Consider the following 22,518-nt stretch of genomic DNA (forward strand, 5'->3'; position numbering starts at 1 on the left):
AGGTTCCGAAGATGCAAGCTCCAACGTTTCAGGATATTCAGGAGGCCCTCCCCCGTGTGAGAGAGGTGCTGACACCTACTCCCCTTTTCGAATGGCCTGGTTTGAGTCAGTTAACGGGCACTCGACTATTCCTGAAACACGAAAACCACCAGCCGGTCGGTGCGTTCAAGGTGCGTGGCGGTATTAACCTGGTGAGTACCCTGTCTGACGCAGAGCGTGAAGCGGGTATCATGGGCTGTTCGACCGGCAATCATGGTCAGTCCCTGGCATTCGCGGCTCGCAGATTTGGTATCAAATGCGCGATCGTGGTACCGCGTCATAATAATCCCGACAAAGTCCGCGCTATCCAGATGCTGGGTGCTGAAATCATTGAGGCGGGTGAAGACTTCAATGAAGCCAAACACTATCTGGAAACCGAGCTGGTCGATGGGAAGCGACGATACGTGCACTCGGCCAATGAACCCAAGCTGATTGCAGGCGTGGGGACCCAGGGCATCGAAATTTTTGAAACCCTGCCCGATCCGGATGTGGTCATCGTGCCGGTGGGAATGGGCAGCGGTGTCTGTGGTACGGGCATCGTTGCGAAACACCTGCGCCCCCAAACAGAAGTCATCGCGGTGCAGGCAGAGAACGCACCGGCAAATCAGCTCTCCTGGAAAGCAGGCAGCCCGCAGACAACCGAGACCGCACAAACCTGGGCGGAAGGAGTCGCGACCCGTGCCGGAGCCGATCTGACACAGCAGATCATGCAGTCGGTGGTCGATGATTTTCTATTGGTCGGCGAAGATGAGATGCGGCTGGCCGCTTATCACATTCTCAAAGAGACCCACAATCTTGCCGAAGGAGCCGGTGCAGCGGCACTGGCAGCTGTCCTGAAATATCCAGATCGGTTTGCGGGTAAAAAAGTGGTGGCGGTCCTCAGTGGTGGCAATCTGAATCTTGCTGAACTCCCGGAGATTTTGCGGCTCGGCTCCGAACAATCCGCATGAATTGAATTCTTTAACGCGCAACAAAACTAAAGCTCATTTATTTAATCCAGGCCCGCGAATTCGCTTCAGCGTTGGATTGGAATTCCCTCGCGGTAATTGTTACCGTAAATGTCAAACCCGGTGTGTCGCTGGACTACCCGGATTTGATCCTGCAAAACAGATCCTGCAAAACAGATCCTGCGAGGGAAAAAATGAGATTTCGAGATCGCGTCGTGATTGTCACCGGTGGCAGCAAGGGGATCGGCGAAGGCTGTTCCCGTGTCTTTTGTGCAGAGGGTGGCCACGTGGCGATACTGGCCCGGGGCATTCAGGCAGGTCAGGCACTGGCACGCGAACTGAACGCAGCCGGCCCCGGAAAAGCGATGTTCGTGCAATGTGATGTCGGTGAGCACGAACAGCTCCGCTCCGCAATCGAACTGGTCGTCGAGCAATATGGACGACTTGACTGCATCATCAATAATGCCGGCGTGCATCCGCCCGCGATGTCTCTGGAAGAAACCAGCATCGAAGAGATGGAACAGCTGATGCGTGTCAACTTTCTCAGTACCTTCGCGGGGGCCAAATACGCGTTACCTCACTTGCGGAAAACCAAAGGGACGATCATCAATATGTCGTCGATTACCGCAGTCCTGGGGCAGCATCACTCAACGGCTTACTGCTCCACCAAAGGCGCGCAGGTCAGCTTTACCAAATCACTGGCGATTGAACTGGGTGAAGCAGGCATCCGCGTGAATGCAATTCTCCCCAGTAATATTGACACCCCGCTGATGCATGACTGGGCAGCAACTCTGCCCGATCCTCAGACCGCATTGAAACGCGTCGAAGAACTGCAGGTCTTCAAGCGGATGGGAACCATCGAAGAGATGGGCAAACTGGCTTTGTTCCTGGCCACCGAGGATTCCAGTTTTATTACCGGACAAGCCATTGAAGCCGAAGGGGGCGCCAGCCTCGATTACTAATCGCAGTTATCTGTGAAAACCGCTTTCCGGGCCTCATGGGGCTCAGATTCCGAATACCGAATTTTAACTCAATTCAAGATAGATCACAGGAGTAAAGTATGACTGGTCTGAAACGCGTTTTTCGTGTTCTCGTTGTTTTCATGTTTCTGGGAACCGCATATCACACATACGCCAACCTGGTCGAAGAATACAAGAATGGTTTGATCTGGGAAGAACCCAAGGTTGTGGAAACTGCCCCGCATCAGCCTCCATCCGATGCGATCGTTCTCTTCGATGGAAAAAATATGGATCAATGGAAGGGGGGCGACAAGTGGAAGATCAAAGACGGGTATGTCGTCGCTGACAAACAGAGCATTGAAACCAAACAGTCATTCGGCGACTGTCAACTGCACATTGAATTCGCGACTCCAGCCAAAGTCGAAGGTAATGGCCAGGGGCGTGGCAACAGTGGTGTGTTTCTGATGGGGAGTTATGAAGTCCAGATTCTCGATTCGTATGACAACAAAACCTACTTCGACGGTCAGGCCGCTGCCATCTACAAGCAGTATCCGCCACTGGTGAATGCCTGTCGCAAGCCGGGTGAATGGCAGTCCTATGACATCATTTTCAACGCACCCCGCTTTAATGAGTACGGCCAGCTGGTCAAGCCCGCGTACCTGACCGTCATTCAGAACGGCGTTGTCGTACAAAACCACACGGAACTGCAGGGAGCAACTTACTACCACCAGCCGCCCTTCTATACGGCCCATGAAGACAAGCTGCCCATTGAGTTGCAGTTTCACAAGAATCCGGTCAAATTCCGGAATATCTGGATTCGCGAACTGGCAGAAATTCATCCCGTCGGCTGTGTCTGTCCTGAGTAAAACTGTATGCTGAGCTTGTCTGCAGTTTTCCGTTTCACTGCATAAGATGAACTGACCGAGAGAGAAGGAACCAAAGCATGGCTGTTTTTCTGGGTGTGGATGTGGGAACCAGTGGTACCAAGACACTGGCGATGCAGGAAGATGGAACCATTCTGGCGTCTGCGACGGAAGAGTACCCGCTCTTTAGTCCGCACCCCGGCTGGTCGGAACAAAACCCGGAAGACTGGTGGCAGGCAACAATCAAGAGCATACGGAAGGTCCTCAAGACGGGCAAAATCAAAGCCGCAGACGTCAAAGGGATCGGGTTGAGCGGGCAGATGCACGGCAGTGTGTTTCTGAATAAGAAGCACGAAGTCATCCGCCCTGCTTTACTGTGGAATGATCAGCGTACCGCAGCTGAGTGTGCGGAGATCGAACAGCGGGCCGGCGGTCGTAAAAAGCTGATCAAGCTGGTCGCCAATCCGGCCCTGACCGGGTTCACCGCGCCCAAGATTCTCTGGTTGCGTAATCATGAACCGAAACATTTCGACAAGACCGTGCAGGTTCTGCTGCCCAAAGACTATATCCGTTTCCGTCTGACCGGCGAATTCGCGACCGAAGTCAGCGACGCATCCGGTACTCTGCTGCTGGATGTCAAACAGCGGAACTGGAGTCGTCCTTTGTTGAGTAAGCTCGAACTGGATGACAGTCTGCTGCCCGACGTTTATGAATCCGAAGATGTCAGCGGGCATCTGACCGCTGACGCAGCCGGTCTGCTGGGACTCTCCAAGGGAGTCGCAGTCGTCGGCGGTGGAGGAGACCAGGCTGCGGGAGCCGTGGGGAACGGCATCGTCAAAAAAGGTGTGATCTCGGCGACGATGGGAACCAGCGGCGTGGTCTTTGCACACAGCGATGAAGTGCAGATCGATCCTGAAGGACGCGTGCATACGTTCTGCCATGCGGTTCGCGATAAGTGGCACGTCATGGGCGTAGTTCTCTCAGCCGGGGGAAGTCTGCAGTGGTATCGCAATCAGTTGTGCGAACAGCAGGTGGCGGAGGCAAAACGGAAGAAGGTCGATCCATACGAACTGATTTCCGCCCAGGCAGAGCAGGCACCTCCCGGAAGTGAAGGCCTGTTCTTTCTGCCTTACCTGACCGGCGAGCGGACACCCCATGCCGATCCCGATGCGCGGGCTGCCTGGATTGGGCTGAGCTTAAGACATGGTCGCTCCCATCTGGGGCGGGCAGTCATGGAAGGCGCCACCTACGCGATGCGGGACTCACTGGAAATTATCAAGGAACTGAATATTCCGGTCAGGGAAATTCGACTCTCGGGGGGTGGTGCCCGCAGCCCCTTCTGGAGACAGCTGCAGGCGGATATCTACGGTCAGAAGGTGGTGACCATCAACGCGGAAGAAGGACCAGCTTACGGGGTGGCGCTGCTGGCAGCCGCGGGAACCGGGGCCTATAAAGATGTGGTCGAAGCCTGTTCATCCACCATTCGGGTGGTGCAGAGTACGAGCGTAAACTCAAAGGCGAAAGGCATCTACAACAAAGCCTATCCCGTTTTTCAGGGGCTCTACTCCTCGCTTAAGGAGGATTTTCCCCGCATTAATCAGCTCTTAAAGTAGGCTGGTGTCCACTAAGTCTACGGATTCCCGCAACTGAGAACAGTTTGCCCAATCAGGTCATCCGACTTGGGAAACACCTGTTTCGCAACTATTTTACGTAAGTTCAATTGTGTAACTGAGGCGAAACAGTTAGTTTAAGATGGGAATGGACGCGTACTTTGTGACGAGTCTTGATGTCTGTATTTGGCCAATCCCCACTTACAGAATAGAGTTCTTCCAAGTCTGGCTTAACGGATGCCGAAATAATCCATGACAGGTCCCCATACCCGACTGGATCAATATTGGATAGAGTGGTAGAAAAAGTCAGGCGACCTCCACTAATCCACATGCCTTCCCCAAGACAAATACAGAAAAATCGATTATATTCTAAACGCTTCAGCCAGGTTGAATGCATCAGCTTACTGAAGGCGGGCAACACCACGACAGGCAGGCGTTGAATTGCGTTGATAAAGTGTAGGACACTCTCTGCAGATGACCAAACAATCGGTAAATAAAAATGGATCGACCCAGGGCCCGTTTTGCGTCTGGTCCGGCATCGATTTTGTCAACTTCGTCAAACTGATGCGGTTGCGTCCTACTATTCGCTGGTCGGGTATTTACCGATTGATTTCGTCAGGCGCTCTGAGTCTTTCCAATTCCTGTTTGAGCGGACTCGAAAGTCTGATCTACAGTCGCAAAGTCAAGCAGACAAAACTCGAATCACCTGTCTTCATTATCGGTCACTGGCGGAGTGGCACCACGCTGCTGCATAACCTGATGTCGATGGATCAGCAGTTTATCTATCCCAATATGGGAGCCATGCTATTTCCCTCACACTTTCTGCTGACCGAACGCGTGCTGAAACATGTCGTTAAGCATCTGATTCCCAAACAGCGGCCTATGGACAATATGCCTGTCACCTGGGACCTGCCACAGGAAGATGAAACATCGATCCTGTTACTGCACCTGATGTCCCCCTACCTGGCGATCGCGTTCAGTGATCAGCCTGAAGTCTATGACCGGTTTTATGAACTCGATCAGCTGACTCCCAAAGAAGACAAAGTCTGGCGGGATACCTTCCGCTACTTCATGCAGAAACTGACCTACCGCTCCGGTGGTAACAAGCGTGTGTTGTTGAAATCACCGACACACACGTTTCGTATCCGCTTCCTGCTGGATATGTTCCCCGATGCCCGGTTCGTCTATATCCATCGCAACCCCTACAAGGTTTACAATTCGACGTTGCATCTGCGAAAGACCATGTTTGGCGATAACGGCTTTGCTCCGCTTGACATGGAAAAAGTCGAAGAAGATATGTCGAACATTTACGTCAATCACCTGCACGTTTACGAGCGGGATCGCCAGATTGTTCCGGAAGGACAATTGCACGAAGTCAGCTTTGAAGATCTCACTGCCGATCCCGTGAGTGAACTGAAAAAAGTCTACGAGCATCTGAACCTGACCGGGTTTGAAGACCTGGAAAAGAACATGCAGCCGTATTTGAAGGATCAGAAATCCTACAAGAAAAACAAATACGAAATGGACGCCGCCCAGGAAAAGAAGATCTACGAACGCTGGCAGAAAGCGTTCGAGATGTTCGGCTATGAACGGCTGCCTTCCGATGCCCTCATCAAGAAAGCCCGTGTGGCTTCCTGATCACGTGTCTGACTGATCGTTCTTGTCTTTCTCAGACGACTCTGATTTCCGGTGCTGTTTCTGTCTGAGTTCTGTCAGCTGCTTTTCCAGGATCCGCTGCTGGTCCTGAATCCGCGAGATCAACGTCGTCGAGCGTACGCGCGACGCACTCATGTCAGCAATCGCGCTCAGGATCACCCAGAATGCGATCAGCAGGATACCGCCCCAGTAGACGGCGAACAGCCCCGGGTAGGTCTTCCAGGGCATATACGGAGCGTCGCCGATGACGATCAGGAAACCAATCAGGATCAGCAGACCTGAGGTTTGCATCCGCCTGCGATATTGTTTGGAGAAGAACTGGTAGTCATCATCGCTCAGTTCATCGTCATGCTGACGATGAAACCAGGAAGTGCGATGTAACTGAATCAATCCTGCTCCGAATAAAACCAGGAGTGTGCCGACAATAATGCCGGGAATTGTATCTGCCACAATGGGTACATCCTTGAGTGTTGATGGGGGAACCCCCTTGATCTGTTGAAATGTCGCCATTCCAATCTTCCCGTCTGCTCAGTTTCAAGTCTAACAAATTCGGTTTCAGATGAAACGCGTCCAGCGAAAATTTATTGTGTAGACCGGCTGAGGGAGGAAACATGGAGAAAACGGCGAAGCAGACATTTTGTCCGGATTGAAAACAGGCTGACTGGGATGCAGGGGTTTGTTGTTTTTCAGCAACATATACGTGCGCCTCTGAGGATGGTAGCTGGTGCGGACAGCAATCCTTCCAAGAGATTTCAATGGTCGTCGGTCGCTGCAGCGGAAATGACTTTCGGTAGTGAACGAAAGAGGATCGTGAAATAAACGCCGACCAGGATGATTCCGGGAATCCACCACCAGAGGGTGACGGCCAGCTTTTCGGGAGACGGCGACGTGTTATAAATCGTCAGATGATGCTCCGGATTCAAACCGGGTAACAGGTTCGGGTAGAGTGCAGCGGTGCCACCAAAAATGAACAGGTAGATAAATCCGACCGAACACAGGAACGCGAACATCGGACGATTCAGTCTGCGGAGAACCAGCGTGCCTCCCAGTGCCAGGAATGCCAGAATAGGCAGAATCCAGATCCATGGATGATCAGAGAAACTCGCCTGGGCGTGTGGCTGGACCAGGTAACAGGCGGTGAACATGATCAGCGTGAGCAGCACGGAGCCTCCCCATAGCCAGTTGGCACTGGTTTGCGCTCTTTGATGAATAGCGCCGTCTGTTTTGGCAATCAGCCAGAGTGCACCATGATGCAGCAGAATCACTGCAGAGGTGATGCCTCCCAGAATCGTGAACCAGTCTAGAATGCCTGTCTGCTTTCCGATTCGGAAATTGGTCCACAGTGGTTCGAAGAAGTCACCTTCTGCATTGAGGGGGACGCCGCGAAAGACATTCGCCATTGCCGCTCCCAGAATGATGACCAGCAGTCCGCTGGAGACAAACAGCATCATATTCCAGAAATGGATCCACAGGGAATCTTCGAGAAAGTGCGGCAGCTCAATACTGATGGCCCGAAAAATCAACAGCCAGACGACCATCGTCAGGGGAAGATAGAAGCCGCTGAACATCGCACTCATAAATCCCGGAAAGGCCATCATCATGGTGCCACCCGCGGCGATCAGCCAGACTTCGTTACCATCCCACAGCGGGGCGATGGACTGCATAATCTGTTTCTGTTCTGACCGGTTTTTGGCCAGGATCAGATGCAGGACCCCGATTCCCAGGTCGAAACCATCCAGCGCAACATAGGTGGCAATCATAAAGACCAGCAATATTAACCAGAGTGTTTCCATCTCGCTTAAGTACCCTCTCCAGTAGCGATTTCAGCGTCAATCTGTGGCAGTCTGTCCGGTCCGTGGGCTATCAGGCGGGTGGCCAGAAAGAAATACAATACGGACAACAGCAGGTAGAGTCCCAGAAAGCCCAGCAGGGTAAACATCACGTTCCCTTCCGAAATATTCCGGGAGGAGCCGTCTGCGGTTTTCATCAATCCATAAATCAACCAGGGCTGACGACCGATCTCAGCAGTAAACCAGCCTGCCGTATTCGCGATGAAGGGAAAGGGCAGCGAAAGCATCAGCAGCCAGAGCAACCAGCGCGTGGTGTGCAATTTCCCTTTGAACAGCATCAGGCTGCTCAGCCCCATCAGCGCGATGAAGATCGTGCCTAAACCGGCCATGATGTGATACGAGAAGTAAAGCAGTTCAATATTGTCCGGCCAGAGATCGCGATCGTAGGCCGTCAATCCCTTGACTTCCGCATTCCAACTGGCATAGGTGAGGAAGGAGAGTACGTTGGGGATAATGATCGGGTTATCGATCTTAAGTTCATCCAGGTTGGGTTGGCCGATCAAAACCATGCCGGCACCATCTTCGGTATGAAAGTGGCCTTCCATGGCTGCGAACTTGACGGGCTGATGCTTTAGTACTTGTTTCGCCTCCCAGTCCCCTGTGGGCATGACGGCGATCAGACTGGCTGTAAATCCGACGATTACGGAGACCTTCAAATACTTCCTCGAGATTTCCACATGCTCACGTTTCAGCAGATGGTAGGCGGCGATCGAGGACATGGTGAAGCTGCCCGTGATTACGGCGCCGGTCATCGTGTGCAGATACTGTTTGAGTGCCCAGGGATTGCTCAGCAGTGCCCAGATGCTGGTAAGGTGGTAGACGCCGTTCTCATCGATGCGATAGCCTACTGGATGCTGCAGAAACGCGTTGGTGCAGATTATGAAGTAGCCGCTCAGCCAGGTGCCTAGCAGTAAGAGAAACGAGACACCCCAGTGTAGTTTCTTACTGAGTTTCTTTTCTCCAAAGATCAACAGGTACAGAAACGCCGATTCCAGGAAGAAAGCGAAGATTCCCTCCATCGCCAGGGTCTGCCCCAGTATCGATCCGGTGGACTTCACGAGTTGTGACCAGTTCGTCCCGAACTGGAATTCGAGCGGAATCCCGGTGACCACCCCCATGACGAAGGTCAGTCCGAATATTTTCAGCCAGAAGCGAGCGGCGACATCGGCCCAGGCGTGGCCGCGGAGTCCCAGTGTCTTGAGAATGAAAATCAGCAGTGCCAGGCCCATTGTCAGTTGGGGGAACAGGTAATGAAACGAGGCGGTAAAAGCAAACTGCACGCGATGTAACAGGAGTGAATCCAGCATTCCTCTGATATCCAGACGCTGTGATCAGGGGTTGGCTTTCGCCACGCGCCCTGGTTCAAGTTTAGTTTTTAATTTCGGGAATATTCTGTAACCAGTAAATCATGACTTTGCCCACTTTTTCCAGGCTCGCACCCGAGCAGGCACGGGGAACATCCCGTGTGGTATGCCAGGCCGGGTAATCGAAGTCGATGATGTCGCAGGTCGGAATCCCTGCGATTTCATTCAAGGGTAAATGATCGTCGCGGATCTCAAATTTTGCCTGGGGGATGAACTGCCTGACACCCACTTTTTGTGCTGCCAGCCAGATGCTGCGCGTCAGCTGTGGAGCATACTTGATACTGTTCTTTTCCATGTAGATCGCGAGATTCTTATCAGCAATCATGTCGAACAGCACGCCGTATACATATTCGTAGTCACGCGGTTCCGATTTATATTGGTTTGCGAAATACTTGGAACCCAGAAAATAGGGGTCGTTCTGTCGGTAGACCAGCTCTTCGCCATCAAAGAAAACGAAATCGACTCCGTAGCCGTGGCTGATTTTGAGCTCGGACATCAGGTTGCCGAGTTCCATCAGAAACGCGACGCCACTTGCCCCATCGTTGGCACCGATGAACAGACCCTGCGGGTTGTAGCGGTCGCGATCGGGAAAGGGACGTGTGTCGTAATGACAGGCCAGCAGGATGCGCTGTTTGGCATCCGGATTCCAACTGACGATCATGTTGTTCATCCGCACGGGAGTGCCCCGGATGGGATGCGGCGCATCGAAAGACTGAAACTTAACCTGGGCCTTCAACTCGCGAAAATGCTCCGCAATCAGCTTCTGTTGCTCCGCCATGCCGGACGAACCGCTGACGCGCGACTTCAAACGACAGATTTTCGTGAGGTAGCCGAAGGAACGGGAAGCATTGAATTCAGGCTCGGCGGCACAAGCGTTGTTTACCAGACAGACGCATATGACTGCCCCGATCATCAACGGGAAAAAGAATAAGAGAACGCGTCTGCCTGCCTGGGTGAATTGCATTTCCTGCCTGCTATCTGAAAAATCCGTTCAAAAAATGATCATCCCGCGAAAGTAGATTCTACATCAATAATAACCGGATCGACATACAAACTATAGCCACATACAGCACCGTTCGTATGAATGACTCTCCTTTACTCACCGCCAGGTGTGAGCCGATCCAGCCTCCAATGGACATCCCTACTGTCAGGTACAATCCGGTTGCCCAGTATATTTTACCCTGCCAGGCAAAAATGCCGATGGCGGCAATGGTGTAAATCGCGACGATGAAGACCTTATGCATGTTCGTGCGGACCAGATCGATCTTCATCAGGTTGTTCATGATCGCAATCAGGATAAACCCGATCCCTGCCTGGATGAAGCCGCCATAAAATCCAGCCAGTACCATCAACAGGTGTCCCGCCACCGAATGTCCTGCCGATTCTGCAGGCTCTGTTGTTGCCGTATTCGCTTCTTCTGATCCGGTTGTCAGTTCCTCAGTGACATTCTGTGGGGGCTTTTTCTTTTTGCGTTGCCCCAGAATCATCGAGACCAGCACGCCCAGCATCACGGTTGCCAGGATGCGGTTAAACCAGACACCAGTGATTTTGGTTCCCAGGAACGCCCCCAGAAAAGTACCGGGCAACGCACACAGCGCCAGAGAAAAACTGAGCTTGAAGTCGGAAAATCCCTTCTGCCTGAAACCGGCGATTGCAGTGAGGTTCTGTCCCAAGATCGCCACGCGGGCCGTTCCGTTTGTGACAGCTCCCGGAATTCCCAGAAAGATCATCGTTGGCATGACGATCAGAGAGCCACCGCCGGCCAGGACATTCAGCATACCTGCAATCACACCGACTCCAGCCAGTAATAAATTCTGCCACCAGTCCAAGGGATTGACTTTCTATTCTGTCTCGGGGAAAGAGTTACCGATGGTCGTCATCTGCATCGGGGGGTATAATGCATGCTATCGGCGTCTCAGTGTAAAAGTTTCCGCAGCAGAGTACCAAGTCAATCATGGCGAATTTACGGCAAACCCCCGTAATCTTTTTTGAGGAAAAGTCGTTCTGGACCACTGTGTTCTGTTCGACACTTCTGATATTGAGCTCTGCCTGCGAGTCGTCGGAATCGACGGATCTCACTGAGGCTGCTTCCCCTGCCCAGGCGTCCGATGAGTCGGTTACTCCCGTTCCGCTGGAAATCGGGGACTGGCGGCGTGTTGAAGAACTGATTCGAGAACACTCCGGTCAGATTGTTGTCGTCGATCTCTGGTCGACCTCCTGTCCCCCCTGCATACAGGAGTTTCCGGATTTCGTCGCTCTGCAGCAGCGGTTTCCCGAATCGGTGGTCTGCATCTCGTTCAATTGTGATTACTTCGGCGGGAAACGGCACCCGCCGGAATCATTCCGCCCTCAGGTAAAGCAGTTCCTGACAAAACAGCGGGCGCACTTTCCCAATATCCTGAGTAATGTTGCCGCTGAGGAATTCTTCCCTTCCATCGAGCTGGCTTCGATGCCCGCGACCTATATTTTTGATCGCCAGGGGAAAGTCGCGAAACGCTTTGACAATGATCATGGTTACTATGGCAAAGGGGGATTTACATACCAGAAGGACGTGATCCCCTTTCTGAAATCTCTGGTCGAACAGCAGCAGACTAAATAACCAGGGCCGCGATCAGACCAGAGAGGACAATTCCGTACCAGGTTCCCGCGCCACCGATGCTGATGGTAGGGGCTTCCAGTTTTTTGAAGTCGTTCCAGTGCATCAGGTCAGCACCGATCAGGGGGCCGGAAATTCCAATCACGAATGCAACCGGGGCACGCAGCGCTTCGAAGTCGCGACCGACTTCACCCGCCATCGGGGCGAGGATTCCAAAGCCCAGAATCGTGGAGCAGACAGCCACCAGCGGAGGGATGAAAAAGGGAATCACAATTCCCATGCCCGGTACCAGCCGCGAGGTGCGGTTACAGATCAGAATATTCAACGCCATACCGAATATCATGGCCAGGGTGGGCGTCTGACCTCCCGCAAAGATGTATCGCGAGAGCCAGATCGCCAGCAGGACCGGAATCACACAGCCTCCCAGGTTGACGGCGACGATCGCTTCCTGACGCAGTTTCTGCATCTGAGGCATGATCTGCACACCACCCAGGGGGCCAAAGTAGGGAACATTCACTTCTTTATCCAGCGGGAAGCGGGCGATGGGGAAGTTGATCAGCGAACCGAAGATCATGCCGAACAGGACCAGAATCGCAGCCTGCGGGCTTAAATGCAGGTTTCTCAGCGCGGTTTCTGCCAGATTCACGAACATCAGGGGCAGGATGCATCCCAGAAAGATCATCAGGCTGAACAGCATGCAGCCAGCGGCCTGGGCATTAGCGTAGGGATTCGGTTGCGGGCTCGACACGGGTTACTCTTTCCAGTCTATCTCTGCGACAGAGAGGCTTTTAGATACATTTACTCAGGAGACCGGCGCGCTGGGCCGACTCCCGCGACATTTTAGCGGCTGAAGTCGCAATTCTGCAGGTTTTCAGCGGGAATATTCCGAACAATTCCTACCTTCTCGGTGAATTCGACTACCAGATACATCTGGTGAGGATGATTTTCCCCGACGTCCCGCTACAATTCAAAGTATGGCAGGAAATTCATTTGGACAAGCCTTTCGGATCACAACAGCTGGCGAAAGCCACGGTCCGGGCAACGTAGTTATCATTGATGGTGTTCCCCCGGGAATCCCGATCAGCGTGGAAGATCTGCTCGTCGACCTCAACCGGCGGAAACCCGGGCAGAGCAAGATCGTCACTCAGCGGAAAGAAGCCGATCATCCGGAAATTCTGGCCGGCGTCTTCGAAGGTGTGACCACCGGCACGAGTCTTGCCATCCTGATCCGCAACGAGGATCAACGGAGCAAAGACTACAGCGATATCAAAGACAAGTATCGCCCGGGACACGCCGACTACACCTATGACGCGAAATACGGTTTCCGTGATTATCGTGGCGGCGGGCGTTCCAGTGCCCGCGAGACCAATGTGCGTGTTGCCGCGGGTGTGGTCGCCAAGAAAATCCTGCAGACCGCATTCGGCGGACAGATCGTCGGGTATGTCACCCAGGTAGGGCACCTCAAAGCTGAGATCGCTGATCCCACCACGATCACCGCGGATCAGGTCGAGCAGTTTGCCGACGGAACGCCGAATCCCGTGCGTTGTCCGGACCACGGTCTGGCACAGGAGATGATCTCGTTCATTGATCAGATCCGCAAAGACGGGGATTCAATTGGCGGAGTCGCGGAAGTCGTGGCTCTGAATGTGCCTCCGGGACTGGGTGAGCCGGTATTCGACAAACTCAAGGCAGACATCGCGAAAGCATTATTCAGCATCCCGGCCGTGCTGGGAGTTGAATATGGTTCCGGTTTTGGCTGTGCCACCATGCGGGGAAGTGAAAATAACGATCACTTCGTCGCGGAACAAAACGAGGGTACGCCGGTTATCAGTACCGATTCCAATCGACACGGTGGCAGCCTGGGGGGCATCTCCACCGGACAGCCTCTGGTCTTCCGTGCTGCAGTGAAGCCAACCAGCAGCCTGCTGATTGAACAGCCCACCGTGACCCGCTCAGGAGAAGCAACGACGATCCGTACCAAGGGCCGTCACGATCCCTGTCTGCTGCCCCGGTTCGTCCCCATCGCGGAAGCCATGCTGGCCATCACGCTGGCTGATCACTGGTTACGCTGGCGGGCGCAGTGCGAAGCGGCACCGGAGCGGCTCGACCACGTCTAACAGGAAGGAGCCTTATCTCATGGCCTGGATACAGAAACAGATCCGACTTCCCGCGCTGCCGCGCGGTTTTCATATCGTCACACGGGAAGTACTCAGCGAAGTTCCTGAACTGTCCCAGATTGAAACCGGGTTGATGCATGTTTTTATCATGCATACCTCCGCCTCACTCTCGATTAATGAGAATGCGGATCCGGATGTCCCCGTCGATCTGGAAATGTCGTTCAACAAGATCGCCCCGGAATCGTTTCCCTATATTCATACCTGCGAAGGTCCCGATGACATGCCGGCGCATGTGAAAGCATCCATGATCGGAAATTCGTTGACGATTCCCATCAGCGGCGGGCGTCTCTGCCTGGGAACCTGGCAGGGGATTTATCTTTGCGAGCATCGCAACCACGGCGGCAGCCGACGACTGGTCGTCACGATTCAAGGTGAATAGGCGCCGTTGACCAGCGCCTGTCACCACAGCTTATTTGCCGACACAATACAAGTGCTTGTCCGAGCGGATAAACAGGTCGCCCCCATCGATGGCAGGCGAAGCACTGAAATCCTCTTCGTCGTTTGTCAGGCGATTGACGGCCAGCTGTTCCAGTTTGTCGCTGGCTTTAATCACGTACGTTTCACCGGAGCGGGAGACGAAATAGATCTTACCATCTGCAGCCACTGGTGAGGAATAATCACTGCCGCGAAAACCGCCGCCTCCCCGTCGTCCGCCAAAACCACCGCCTCTGGCAGGTTCTTCACTGGCCGTTGATCCGGTATCGGATTCCAGTCGGCCTCGAAAGATCCGTTCGCCCGTTTTGGCATCGATGCAGTTCACGATGCCACGCGAGAAGAAATAGATGCGTCCATCATAAAGGATCGGTGTTTCGATACGATTCGCATCCCGGCCCGACCAGAGCACGTTTGACTTGGTCACATCGCCACTGCCGTCTACCTTGACTGCGATCGATCCGCCACCGCGTCCTTCAATGCCATACACCACGCCGTCCTTACCGGCGATCACACTGGAACAGTAAGTGTCAGTGTCCATGGCCTCACAGTACCAGCGGAGTTTTCCATTTTCAGGATTCAGTCCCCAGATTTCATAAGGGACGCCGATCACCAGGTCGGTCCGCTCCTGGTTGACGGGGACAACAATGGGAGTTCCCCAGGTGGCGTTGAAACCCGTTGATTCCTGGCGCCAGACTTCCTTACCGGTTTCCTTATTCAGGGCCACCATGGCTTCGCTTTCTGCAGAAGCAGTGACGATCAGCAGGTCTTTGTAGAGAATCGGACTGGAAGACGAGCCCCAGCGACGGGGGTCGAGTTCATCACCGATGATGGTCTGCCAGAGTTGCTTGCCTTCCATGTCGTACGCGACGGCTCCCGACTTGCCGAAATAGGCATAGACGTGTTTCCCATCCGAAGTGGGAGTATGTGAGGCAAAGCCGTGTTCGGCAAACATACCGGTATAGACGTCTTCGGGCAGCACCGGTTTCACGCTGCGATCCCAGAGTACTTTCCCGGTCTTGCGATCCAGGCAGATCAGATGCCGTCTGAGATCTTTCTGGTCTCCGGGCGGCTCATTCCGGCTCATTCCGTAGCCCGACCAGCAGGTGACAAACACTTTGTCACCCACAATGATCGGGCTGGATGAACCGGGCCCTGGTAGAGCCACTTTCCATTTCAGGTTTTGCTGACTACTCCACTCGGCAGGCGTAGCTTGTGTTTCGTCAGAAACTCCCGATCCGTTTGGTCCCCGAAAACGCATCCAGTCTGCCTGAACGCTTGAGGAAATCAGCATCAACAAAGCGAAGACAGCAACGCGGGACTGCATAAAATCGTCCTTTGAAAAACAGGATGCGCTGGTGAACCAGACGGAAGCAATGGGTCTTTAGTTATCAGAGTTGTCCGATTCGGGGCGTTTCGGGCGATCGCCGTCTGAGTTGCGACGTCCTCGATCACCACCACGGTCACCACGATCTCCACCACGCGAACGGAAACGGGCGTTGAACTGTTCTGCAGTTTTAGTCAGTTCTGCTTTATCCAGCGCCTTGTCCTTGTTGGTGTCGATGTTGTCGAACATCCTCTGCATACGTTCGGGAAGCTCGTCCTTGGTAATTTTCCCGTCTTTGTTTTTGTCGTTGGCCATCATGCGTTCCACGAAGTCCCCGCCACCATCACCATCGCGACGTCCGAAGCCACCACCAAATCCGCCACCGGGGCCACGACGATCGCCATCACGACGACCAAAGTTACCGAAGTCGGGACGCAGTTCTTCCTGTGACAGTTTACCGTCTTTATCTTTGTCCAGTTTCTTCAGCGAAGCGGTGGCGTTTTCCATCTCTTCTTTGGAGATTTCGCCATCTTTGTTCACATCCAGAACGACGAAAATCGGGAGCATCATCATGAAATTGCCACGTCCGCCCGGACCACGATCACGTGGCCCACGCTCTCCATCACGGGGACCCCGTTCACGACCTTCGGGCCGATCACCACGCTCGGGACGATCTCCTCTTTCAGGAGGTTGAGCTGAAAGCATGCTTGTGGCACTGATAGCGAGCAGGGTCGTGCCAACTGAAAGTAGACGAGTCAAACGCATCTGAGAGTCTCCGAACTGGAAATTAGAAATGTTAAGTTGATTCTATCAAAAAGGTTACAGAAAGGGCTGTCGAAAGGGGGCGGACGAATCTCTGCCCCATCTTGCCAGTCTTAACGTAACTGCTGGAACTCAAGCTACAAAGATCAAACACGGAAGATGAGAAAATGTTTCGAAAAACTCGCCATTCACCAGAATTTCATTGAGTTCGAAAGAGGACTCGAAAGTCAGCTGATTGAAACAAAAAACGCCCGCAGTCGGCCTGCGGGCGTTGGTCTCTGAGATTCGTGCTGAAGTGAGTAGTGGTTTTCAGCTGAATCGGATTATTTGAAAGCGGTGATTCCCGGCATGGCGACGGGCGGTACCGGCATCGGTCCCCACTCGTAACTTGCGGGAGTCAGGTCTTCCTGCGAATTCATAGCTTCGTCCCAGGTAATGCTCTTTCCGGTGTAGGCGGCCATACGACCCATGATCGCCAGCATGGAGCTCTTGGTCATGTAGTCACCATTGTTGATCGGATTGCCGGAGCGGATGCTTTCGAAGAATTCATCGTGCTCGACCTGGTACATGTTCTTGCTTTTGTCGCGGAACTGCCAGGTCTTTTCCCCTTTGGGATCGTAGATACGATGCTTGAAGACATCGACGCGTCCCTTGGTGCCGAATACATGATCCGAAACATCGACAGCACAACCATCCTGCTGACGGCAGCGGCTGAAGCCTTTGACACCATTGGGGTATTCGTAGACGATCGCGAAGTGGTCGTAAATGTGACCATACTCTTTACCGATACGTGTCTGGCGGCCTCCAGTACCACTGCAGGAGATCGGCGTCTGGTCGTTCATTGTCCAGGCCATTTTATCCAGGCTGTGGACATGCTGCTCGGTGTTGAAGTCACCAGACAACCAGGTGAAATAGAGCCAGTTGCGCATCTGCCATTCCATGTCGCTCCATTCCGGCTCCCGCTTGAACATCCACAGACCGCGGGTGTTGTAGCTGCACTGGATTGCCATCACATCGCCCACGGCACCTTCATGAATCTGGTTGAAGGTTTCCCGCATACCCTGGTGATAGCGCCAGCAGAGACCCGATACGATCGACAGGTTTTTCTCTTTGGCCAGCTTACAGGTTTCCATGACGGAACGAACGCCCGGTGCGTCAACGGCGACCGGCTTTTCAGCGAAGACGTGTTTTCCGGCTTCAATCGCGGCCCGCAACTGCATGGGGCGGAAGTGAGGCGGCGTGGTCAGCAGAACCACGTCCACACAGTCGATGACTTTCTGATAGGAATCAAAGCCAACGAATTTATGATCTGCGTCGACCTGCACCTGCTCGCCAACCGGGTTCTTTTTCAGGTTCTTGTAACTCTTATCCAGATGATCGTAGAACGTGTCACCCATCGCGACCAGTCTGGCGTTTTTATCAGCGGCGAGTGCCTGGGCGGCCGCCCCGGTTCCACGTCCACCACAGCCCACCAGACCAACGCGAATTTCATCACTGCCGGCGGCAAACACACTGGATTGCAGTGCGGCTGAGGGAGATGTTCCAGCGAAGACACTGCCTGTCAGAGTCGATGCAGCGACGGCTGCAGAACTGGATTTGATGAAATCACGACGCGTCGTCGGCGCGGAAGTTGAAGTCTTTTCAGTATTCATAAGAGGATCCTGAGTTAATTAGTTTCATTACAAAATTGATGCTTTAGGATACCATAGCGGCTACTCTGTTTACGAGGCAAAAATGCGATCTGCTGGTAGTTTTTTGCAGAGCCTTGAACTCGTGAACAGATTACGCGTTGTTTACTGAGTGAGCCGGTCAATATGCTCGCGACCGAACCGCTCCAGGCTGGCCGCACCAAGATTCACATAATGCTGCCAGGTGGCCTGCAGGCGTTCCTGTTGTTGCGGCGTGAGAACTTTGATCTGGCGGGCAGGACAGCCGGCCCAGAGTGTCCCGGGGGGGACATGGATGCCTTCCCTTACCAGTGCTCCTGCAGCGATCAATGCGCCTTTGCCAATGACACAGCGACTGAGGACCGTGGCGCCAATCGCGATCATGGCATCGTCTTCCACCACAGAGCCATGCACGATGGCCGCGTGTCCGAGCGTCACCCGATCTCCCAGGATACAGGGATGTCCATAATCGGTGTGCAGCACTGAGCCGTCCTGCACGTTCGTCTCTGCTCCGACTTCGATATATTCCAGGTCGCCTCGTAAGACGCACTGATGCCAGACTGTGCTGCGGGCTTTGAGCCGCACGCGTCCCGTGACGATGGCATCCGGAGTCACCCAGGCGGTTGGATCAATGACCGGATAGGAGTGCAGCGCTTCCCAGTCACAGTCGACATCCGGATAAGGCAGTTCCGGAGGCGTCGGGATGGTATCTGCTTTGAGAGGCCATTCTGGTGATGATTCATGGTTGTTCATGCGAGCTGACCTCCTGTTGCGTCGAGTCATCTGGTGACGTCTTGGAAAGTGAACTGTTGGGGATCGCGGGGCGTTTCTTTTCCATCAGGAACAGACCGCCGATTGTCAGCGCTGTTCCGCTCAAGAGCCAGACCGTCAGTTTTTCATCAAAGAAGAAGACGCCGGCAAACGCAGCCATCGCGGTCTGCGAGGCATTGAGCAGGTTGACCCGGGTGACCGTGAGGTGCTTCATGGACGCACCAATGGCAAAGAAGGCGATGGCATTCATGATGCCGCCCACCAGCATCACCAGGTATTGCCAGGGAGTCGTGATCCACAGGATCTCGATGCCGAGCCGATAGAAGGCCACGCCACTCAGGCAGACCATGCCGGTCGTGCTGATCAGTACCAGTGATGCGGAGATCGACATCTCTCCGCGCACGGTTCCACGAATCATGACCCCACCGGCTCCATAAGCGCAGCCGGCGACACAGGCAACAAAAATGGTCAGAGCAACCGTCACAATTGACCGGGTATGGTGCTCCATGTGTTCTAACACAGATTCTTCAGCCTGGTGCGCACCCAGACTGAGCACAACAATGGCAGCCGTCAGGATGACCATGGAAGCAAACATGCGGGGGGTAATCGCCTCTTCCAGGAACAGGCGTCCCAGGATGGCCCCGGTGGCGAGCAGGGTCGCAAAACAGAGCGGAACCGTGAAGGCAAGTCCGCCGAGGCTCAGCGACCATTGGAACATGACGTTTCCGCCGAACTGCATGAGCAGCCCGGTCAGAATCAGGGGAATGACCAGTCGGCGGGGAGGCAGTGCCGGTAATCCTTTGGAACCACGATAGGCAACCAGTGTCCAGCCTACAATGGTTGCGGGAACTGATTTCAAAGCAGAGATCCAGATGGCCCAGTCGGCGTTATTGTCGACCGCAGCTTCTCGTAGTGAGATGTTGGCAGCGGTGTAGGCCAGCGCAGAAATCAACCCGAACAGTGTGCCTTTGACTACGGGAGACAAGCCTTCGCTCGCCTGATTCTCTCTCTGATCTGTCGCGGCGGATTCAGAAGGGTTCGCTGAGGACGCGTTAGAAATCTTGTTCACCCTCTTGCTCCAGGCGCTGCAATTCGATCAGCCGCGGATCCAGGTCTTCTACGATGGCATAGCGACCATCAGACCAGCGGAAGAAATCGACATCCCGGCACTTCTTGCTGCAGAATGGAAAAGCAGACTGGTCGTCACCAGCTTTTGTAGTGACGACCTTGCGGCAAATGGGGCAGGTTTGAGGTTGGATCATGGGAGCCTCAGACGAATAGAGTAGCTGAATCGGCGTCTGATTCTCTTATAGATCATTCCCGGTCAAATTTCAAAGGTAATCAGGATTCCTTGGAACTGCTCTTGGAAGAGGATCCGGAGTCACTGCTGGAACTTTTGGATTCGGAACTGGCGGACTGTGCTTTTGAGTCAGCTGCAGCAGCCTTTTTGTAAGAACTGCTGCGGTAATCCGTTTCGTAAAAACCGCTTCCCTTGAAAATGATACCGCCGCCGGCACCGATGATGCGTTTGGCTTTCAGCTTGCCACACTCCGGGCATTTACGGAGTGGTTTGGCAGTGATGGACTGAAAAACTTCCCACTGATGATGACACTGGGAGCATTCGTAATCGTACGTTGGCATCTTTCGATTCTCTCAAAAAACAGTGAATGTAGAATACTGATCAGTTTTCAGCAGGTCCCGAGGAGACAATCACTTTACTCGGACGCACCACCCGGTCGTTCAGGATAAAGCCCTGCTCCAGTTCCTGGATGACAGTCATTGATGGATATTCGTCAGAAGGCATTTGCTGCAGCGCTTCGTGCAGGTTCGGATCAAAGGGCTGTCCGACCGCTTCAATGGCTTTGACATTATTCTTCGCGAAGACATCCAGGATCTGCTTGGCTACCATTTCGACACCGAGCTTCAGGTCGTTGACGTTGTCTGCGTTTTCAGCAGCTTCCACGGCCCGTTTCAGGTTATCCAGTGCGGGGAGCATGTCCTGCACAAAAGGAGCTGCCGCGTACTGACGCAGTTCAGCCAGTTCCCGCTGATGACGTTTGCGTGTGTTATCCAGCTCAGCCTGGGAACGCAGAAAACGGTTCTGGTTTTCATCGCGTTCAGCCAGAGCGGTTTCGAGCTGTGCTTCGACTGAGGCTGAGTTCTCTACTGCTTCCGTTTCGGCAGCAGCGGATTCCTGTGCCTGATTCTGAATATCTTCTGGTTGTTCCTGATCTGTCATGCTTCTGACCTGTAACTTACTCTATCTATTAAAATTAAGAAGATGAATCGTTGAAAACGATCTCGACTGTGATTGACCAACTTTGATCATTCAGCGTGCGTGAAATATTCCTTGAGTTTATCGAAAAACGAAACCCGACTGGGGCTGCGATGCCTGGAAACTTCCGTGTGTTCGATTTCAGCCAGTTCCCGGAGCAGTTCTTCTTCCCGCTCTGAAATTTTACGAGGCACATCAATCTGCACGATCACATGCAGATCTCCGCGTCGTCCGCCATGCGGATTTGGCATGCCCAGCCCTTTCAGGCGGTAGACTTCACCCGGCTGTGTTCCGGCTTTGATCTTCAGTTCGTGCCGTCCTTCCAGGGTCGGAATTTCAATCTCTGCCCCCAGAACCGCCTGGGTATAGGTAATCGGGACATGACAACTCAGTTCCTGTTCCTGGCGACGGAACAAGGGGTGTTCATCGACGCTGACGACGACATACAGATCACCGCGCGGGCCACCATTCTGGCCCGGGTTGCCCTCGCCTCTCAGGCAGAGTTGCATACCGTTATCAATCCCGGGAGGGACTTTGATATCCAGCGTGATTTCCCGGGCGATGCGTCCATCACCGCGACAGTCCGAACATTTTTCGACAATCACCTGTCCGGCGCCGCGACAGCGTGGACAAGTTGTCTGAACGCGGAAAAAGCCCTGAGACTGCACAACCTGGCCGGCTCCGCCACAGTAATCGCATTCCTGAGGATCAGTTCCCGGTTTGGCTCCTGAGCCGTGGCAGGTTTCGCAGGGCTCCTGACGCATGATCTGGATTTCGCGTTCACATCCTGAAGCTGCTTCCAGCAGATCAATCTCGATTTTGGTTCGCAGGCTCTCACCCTGACGCGGACGATTTCCCCCACGCGTGGAACCACCGCGGAAGCCGAACCCTTCAAACAGGTCTCCGAATGCGCTGAAGATATCAGACACATCATGGAACTGATGTCCGCCCCCCGCGCCGAAATCGGCGGCATGTCCGTAGCGGTCGTAGTGGGTCCGTTTTTGATCGTCCCCCAGAACTTCGAAGGCTTCGGCCGCTTCCTTGAACCGTTTGATGGCTTCTTCGTCACCCGGGTTACGGTCCGGGTGATTGGCGAGCGCCATCTTCTTGTAGGCTTTTTTAATCTCTACAGTGGTCACGTCGCGCGATACGCCGAGAACTTCATAATAATCGCGTTTCGTTGCCATAAATACAAACTCATCATTTTAAAGTAGCGAAATATC

The 22,518-nt window shown here is 53.7% G+C and carries 23 protein-coding genes; 8 read left to right on the plus strand and 15 right to left on the minus strand.

The genetic code is table 11. The features are described 5' to 3' along the window. Positions 1 to 11: 11 nt before the first annotated feature. The 5 genes from RID21_RS30340 (at position 12) to RID21_RS30360 (ending at position 6,056) form a co-directional block, all read left to right on the plus strand. Positions 12 to 989, plus strand: coding sequence for a threonine ammonia-lyase (locus tag RID21_RS30340; protein ID WP_350195544.1), 978 nt, complete (start codon positions 12 to 14; stop codon positions 987 to 989). Positions 990 to 1,180: 191 nt separating this feature from the next. Beyond that, positions 1,181 to 1,948 carry an SDR family oxidoreductase gene (locus RID21_RS30345; RefSeq protein ID WP_350195546.1) on the plus strand — a complete coding sequence of 256 codons (768 nt, stop codon included), beginning with the start codon at positions 1,181 to 1,183 and terminating at the stop codon, positions 1,946 to 1,948. 98 nt (positions 1,949 to 2,046) lie between these two features. Then, entirely contained in the window at positions 2,047 to 2,811 is a 765-nt protein-coding gene (locus RID21_RS30350; protein ID WP_350195548.1) for a 3-keto-disaccharide hydrolase, read from the plus strand. 77 nt (positions 2,812 to 2,888) lie between these two features. Further along, positions 2,889 to 4,421, plus strand: coding sequence for a xylulokinase (gene xylB / locus RID21_RS30355; protein WP_350195550.1), 1,533 nt, complete (start codon positions 2,889 to 2,891; stop codon positions 4,419 to 4,421). Positions 4,422 to 4,892: 471 nt separating this feature from the next. Further along, the gene (locus RID21_RS30360; RefSeq protein ID WP_350195552.1) at positions 4,893 to 6,056 is read left to right on the plus strand and encodes a sulfotransferase family protein; all 1,164 of its coding nucleotides are present in this window, start codon (positions 4,893 to 4,895) and stop codon (positions 6,054 to 6,056) included. On the opposite strand, the gene RID21_RS30365 is transcribed toward RID21_RS30360, so the two are convergent. The 5 genes from RID21_RS30365 to RID21_RS30385 all read right to left on the minus strand — a co-directional run bounded on the left by RID21_RS30365 (position 6,057) and on the right by RID21_RS30385 (position 11,078). Then, entirely contained in the window at positions 6,057 to 6,584 is a 528-nt protein-coding gene (locus RID21_RS30365; RefSeq protein ID WP_350195554.1) for a hypothetical protein, read from the minus strand. 242 nt (positions 6,585 to 6,826) lie between these two features. Next, a complete protein-coding gene (gene cydB / locus RID21_RS30370; RefSeq protein ID WP_350195556.1) occupies positions 6,827 to 7,867 on the minus strand; it encodes a cytochrome d ubiquinol oxidase subunit II in 1,041 nt (346 codons plus the stop codon). 5 nt (positions 7,868 to 7,872) lie between these two features. Then, positions 7,873 to 9,231, minus strand: a complete 1,359-nt coding sequence (locus RID21_RS30375; RefSeq protein ID WP_350195558.1) for a cytochrome ubiquinol oxidase subunit I — start codon at positions 9,229 to 9,231, stop codon at positions 7,873 to 7,875. A gap of 61 nt (positions 9,232 to 9,292) precedes the next feature. Further along, positions 9,293 to 10,252 carry a M28 family peptidase gene (locus tag RID21_RS30380; RefSeq protein ID WP_350195560.1) on the minus strand — a complete coding sequence of 320 codons (960 nt, stop codon included), beginning with the start codon at positions 10,250 to 10,252 and terminating at the stop codon, positions 9,293 to 9,295. A gap of 58 nt (positions 10,253 to 10,310) precedes the next feature. Next, positions 10,311 to 11,078 carry a sulfite exporter TauE/SafE family protein gene (locus RID21_RS30385; protein ID WP_502892637.1) on the minus strand — a complete coding sequence of 256 codons (768 nt, stop codon included), beginning with the start codon at positions 11,076 to 11,078 and terminating at the stop codon, positions 10,311 to 10,313. A gap of 164 nt (positions 11,079 to 11,242) precedes the next feature. On the opposite strand from RID21_RS30385, the gene RID21_RS30390 reads away from it, so the two are divergent. After that, the gene (locus RID21_RS30390; RefSeq protein ID WP_350195564.1) at positions 11,243 to 11,887 is read left to right on the plus strand and encodes a TlpA disulfide reductase family protein; all 645 of its coding nucleotides are present in this window, start codon (positions 11,243 to 11,245) and stop codon (positions 11,885 to 11,887) included. On the opposite strand, the gene RID21_RS30395 is transcribed toward RID21_RS30390, so the two are convergent. Then, a complete protein-coding gene (locus RID21_RS30395) occupies positions 11,880 to 12,632 on the minus strand; it encodes a DUF1614 domain-containing protein (protein WP_350195566.1) in 753 nt (250 codons plus the stop codon). The two genes, RID21_RS30390 and RID21_RS30395, sit on opposite strands and share 8 nt — an antisense overlap. A gap of 226 nt (positions 12,633 to 12,858) precedes the next feature. Between RID21_RS30395 and aroC the strand changes: the two genes are divergently transcribed. Further along, complete coding sequence (gene aroC, locus RID21_RS30400) at positions 12,859 to 14,001, plus strand: chorismate synthase (RefSeq protein ID WP_350195568.1); 1,143 nt, start codon at positions 12,859 to 12,861, stop codon at positions 13,999 to 14,001. Between the two features lie 19 nt (positions 14,002 to 14,020). Continuing rightward, positions 14,021 to 14,440 (plus strand): secondary thiamine-phosphate synthase enzyme YjbQ, encoded by a 420-nt coding sequence (locus RID21_RS30405; protein WP_145043458.1) that lies wholly within the window; start codon positions 14,021 to 14,023, stop codon positions 14,438 to 14,440. A 30-nt stretch (positions 14,441 to 14,470) separates the two neighbouring features. Here RID21_RS30405 and RID21_RS30410 read toward each other — a convergent pair whose 3' ends face one another. From RID21_RS30410 to dnaJ, 9 genes are all read right to left on the minus strand, one after another. Then, positions 14,471 to 15,820: an outer membrane protein assembly factor BamB family protein gene (locus RID21_RS30410; protein WP_350195570.1), complete on the minus strand. Its 1,350-nt coding sequence runs from the start codon at positions 15,818 to 15,820 to the stop codon at positions 14,471 to 14,473. A 57-nt stretch (positions 15,821 to 15,877) separates the two neighbouring features. Next, positions 15,878 to 16,585: an EF-hand domain-containing protein gene (locus RID21_RS30415; RefSeq protein WP_350195572.1), complete on the minus strand. Its 708-nt coding sequence runs from the start codon at positions 16,583 to 16,585 to the stop codon at positions 15,878 to 15,880. Positions 16,586 to 16,905: 320 nt separating this feature from the next. Beyond that, positions 16,906 to 18,234, minus strand: coding sequence for a Gfo/Idh/MocA family protein (locus RID21_RS30420; protein WP_350195574.1), 1,329 nt, complete (start codon positions 18,232 to 18,234; stop codon positions 16,906 to 16,908). Positions 18,235 to 18,375: 141 nt separating this feature from the next. After that, complete coding sequence (locus RID21_RS30425; protein WP_350195576.1) at positions 18,376 to 19,002, minus strand: gamma carbonic anhydrase family protein; 627 nt, start codon at positions 19,000 to 19,002, stop codon at positions 18,376 to 18,378. Continuing rightward, entirely contained in the window at positions 18,989 to 20,089 is a 1,101-nt protein-coding gene (locus RID21_RS30430) for a DMT family transporter (protein ID WP_350195578.1), read from the minus strand. Before RID21_RS30430 ends, RID21_RS30425 begins: the two co-directional genes overlap by 14 nt. Further along, on the minus strand, positions 20,073 to 20,282 hold the full coding sequence (locus RID21_RS30435; protein WP_145043445.1) for a DNA gyrase inhibitor YacG: 210 nt from the start codon (positions 20,280 to 20,282) through the stop codon (positions 20,073 to 20,075). The genes RID21_RS30430 and RID21_RS30435 overlap by 17 nt, the downstream gene beginning before the upstream one ends. A 79-nt stretch (positions 20,283 to 20,361) precedes the next feature. Next, positions 20,362 to 20,661, minus strand: a complete 300-nt coding sequence (locus RID21_RS30440; protein WP_350195580.1) for an FmdB family zinc ribbon protein — start codon at positions 20,659 to 20,661, stop codon at positions 20,362 to 20,364. A gap of 40 nt (positions 20,662 to 20,701) precedes the next feature. Beyond that, on the minus strand, positions 20,702 to 21,259 hold the full coding sequence (grpE, locus tag RID21_RS30445) for a nucleotide exchange factor GrpE (RefSeq protein WP_350195582.1): 558 nt from the start codon (positions 21,257 to 21,259) through the stop codon (positions 20,702 to 20,704). An 86-nt stretch (positions 21,260 to 21,345) separates the two neighbouring features. Further along, a complete protein-coding gene (dnaJ, locus tag RID21_RS30450; RefSeq protein WP_350195584.1) occupies positions 21,346 to 22,482 on the minus strand; it encodes a molecular chaperone DnaJ in 1,137 nt (378 codons plus the stop codon). Positions 22,483 to 22,518 lie beyond the last annotated feature (36 nt).

The sequence above is a fragment of the Gimesia sp. genome, from assembly GCF_040219335.1.
In the GTDB taxonomy this organism is placed as follows: domain Bacteria; phylum Planctomycetota; class Planctomycetia; order Planctomycetales; family Planctomycetaceae; genus Gimesia.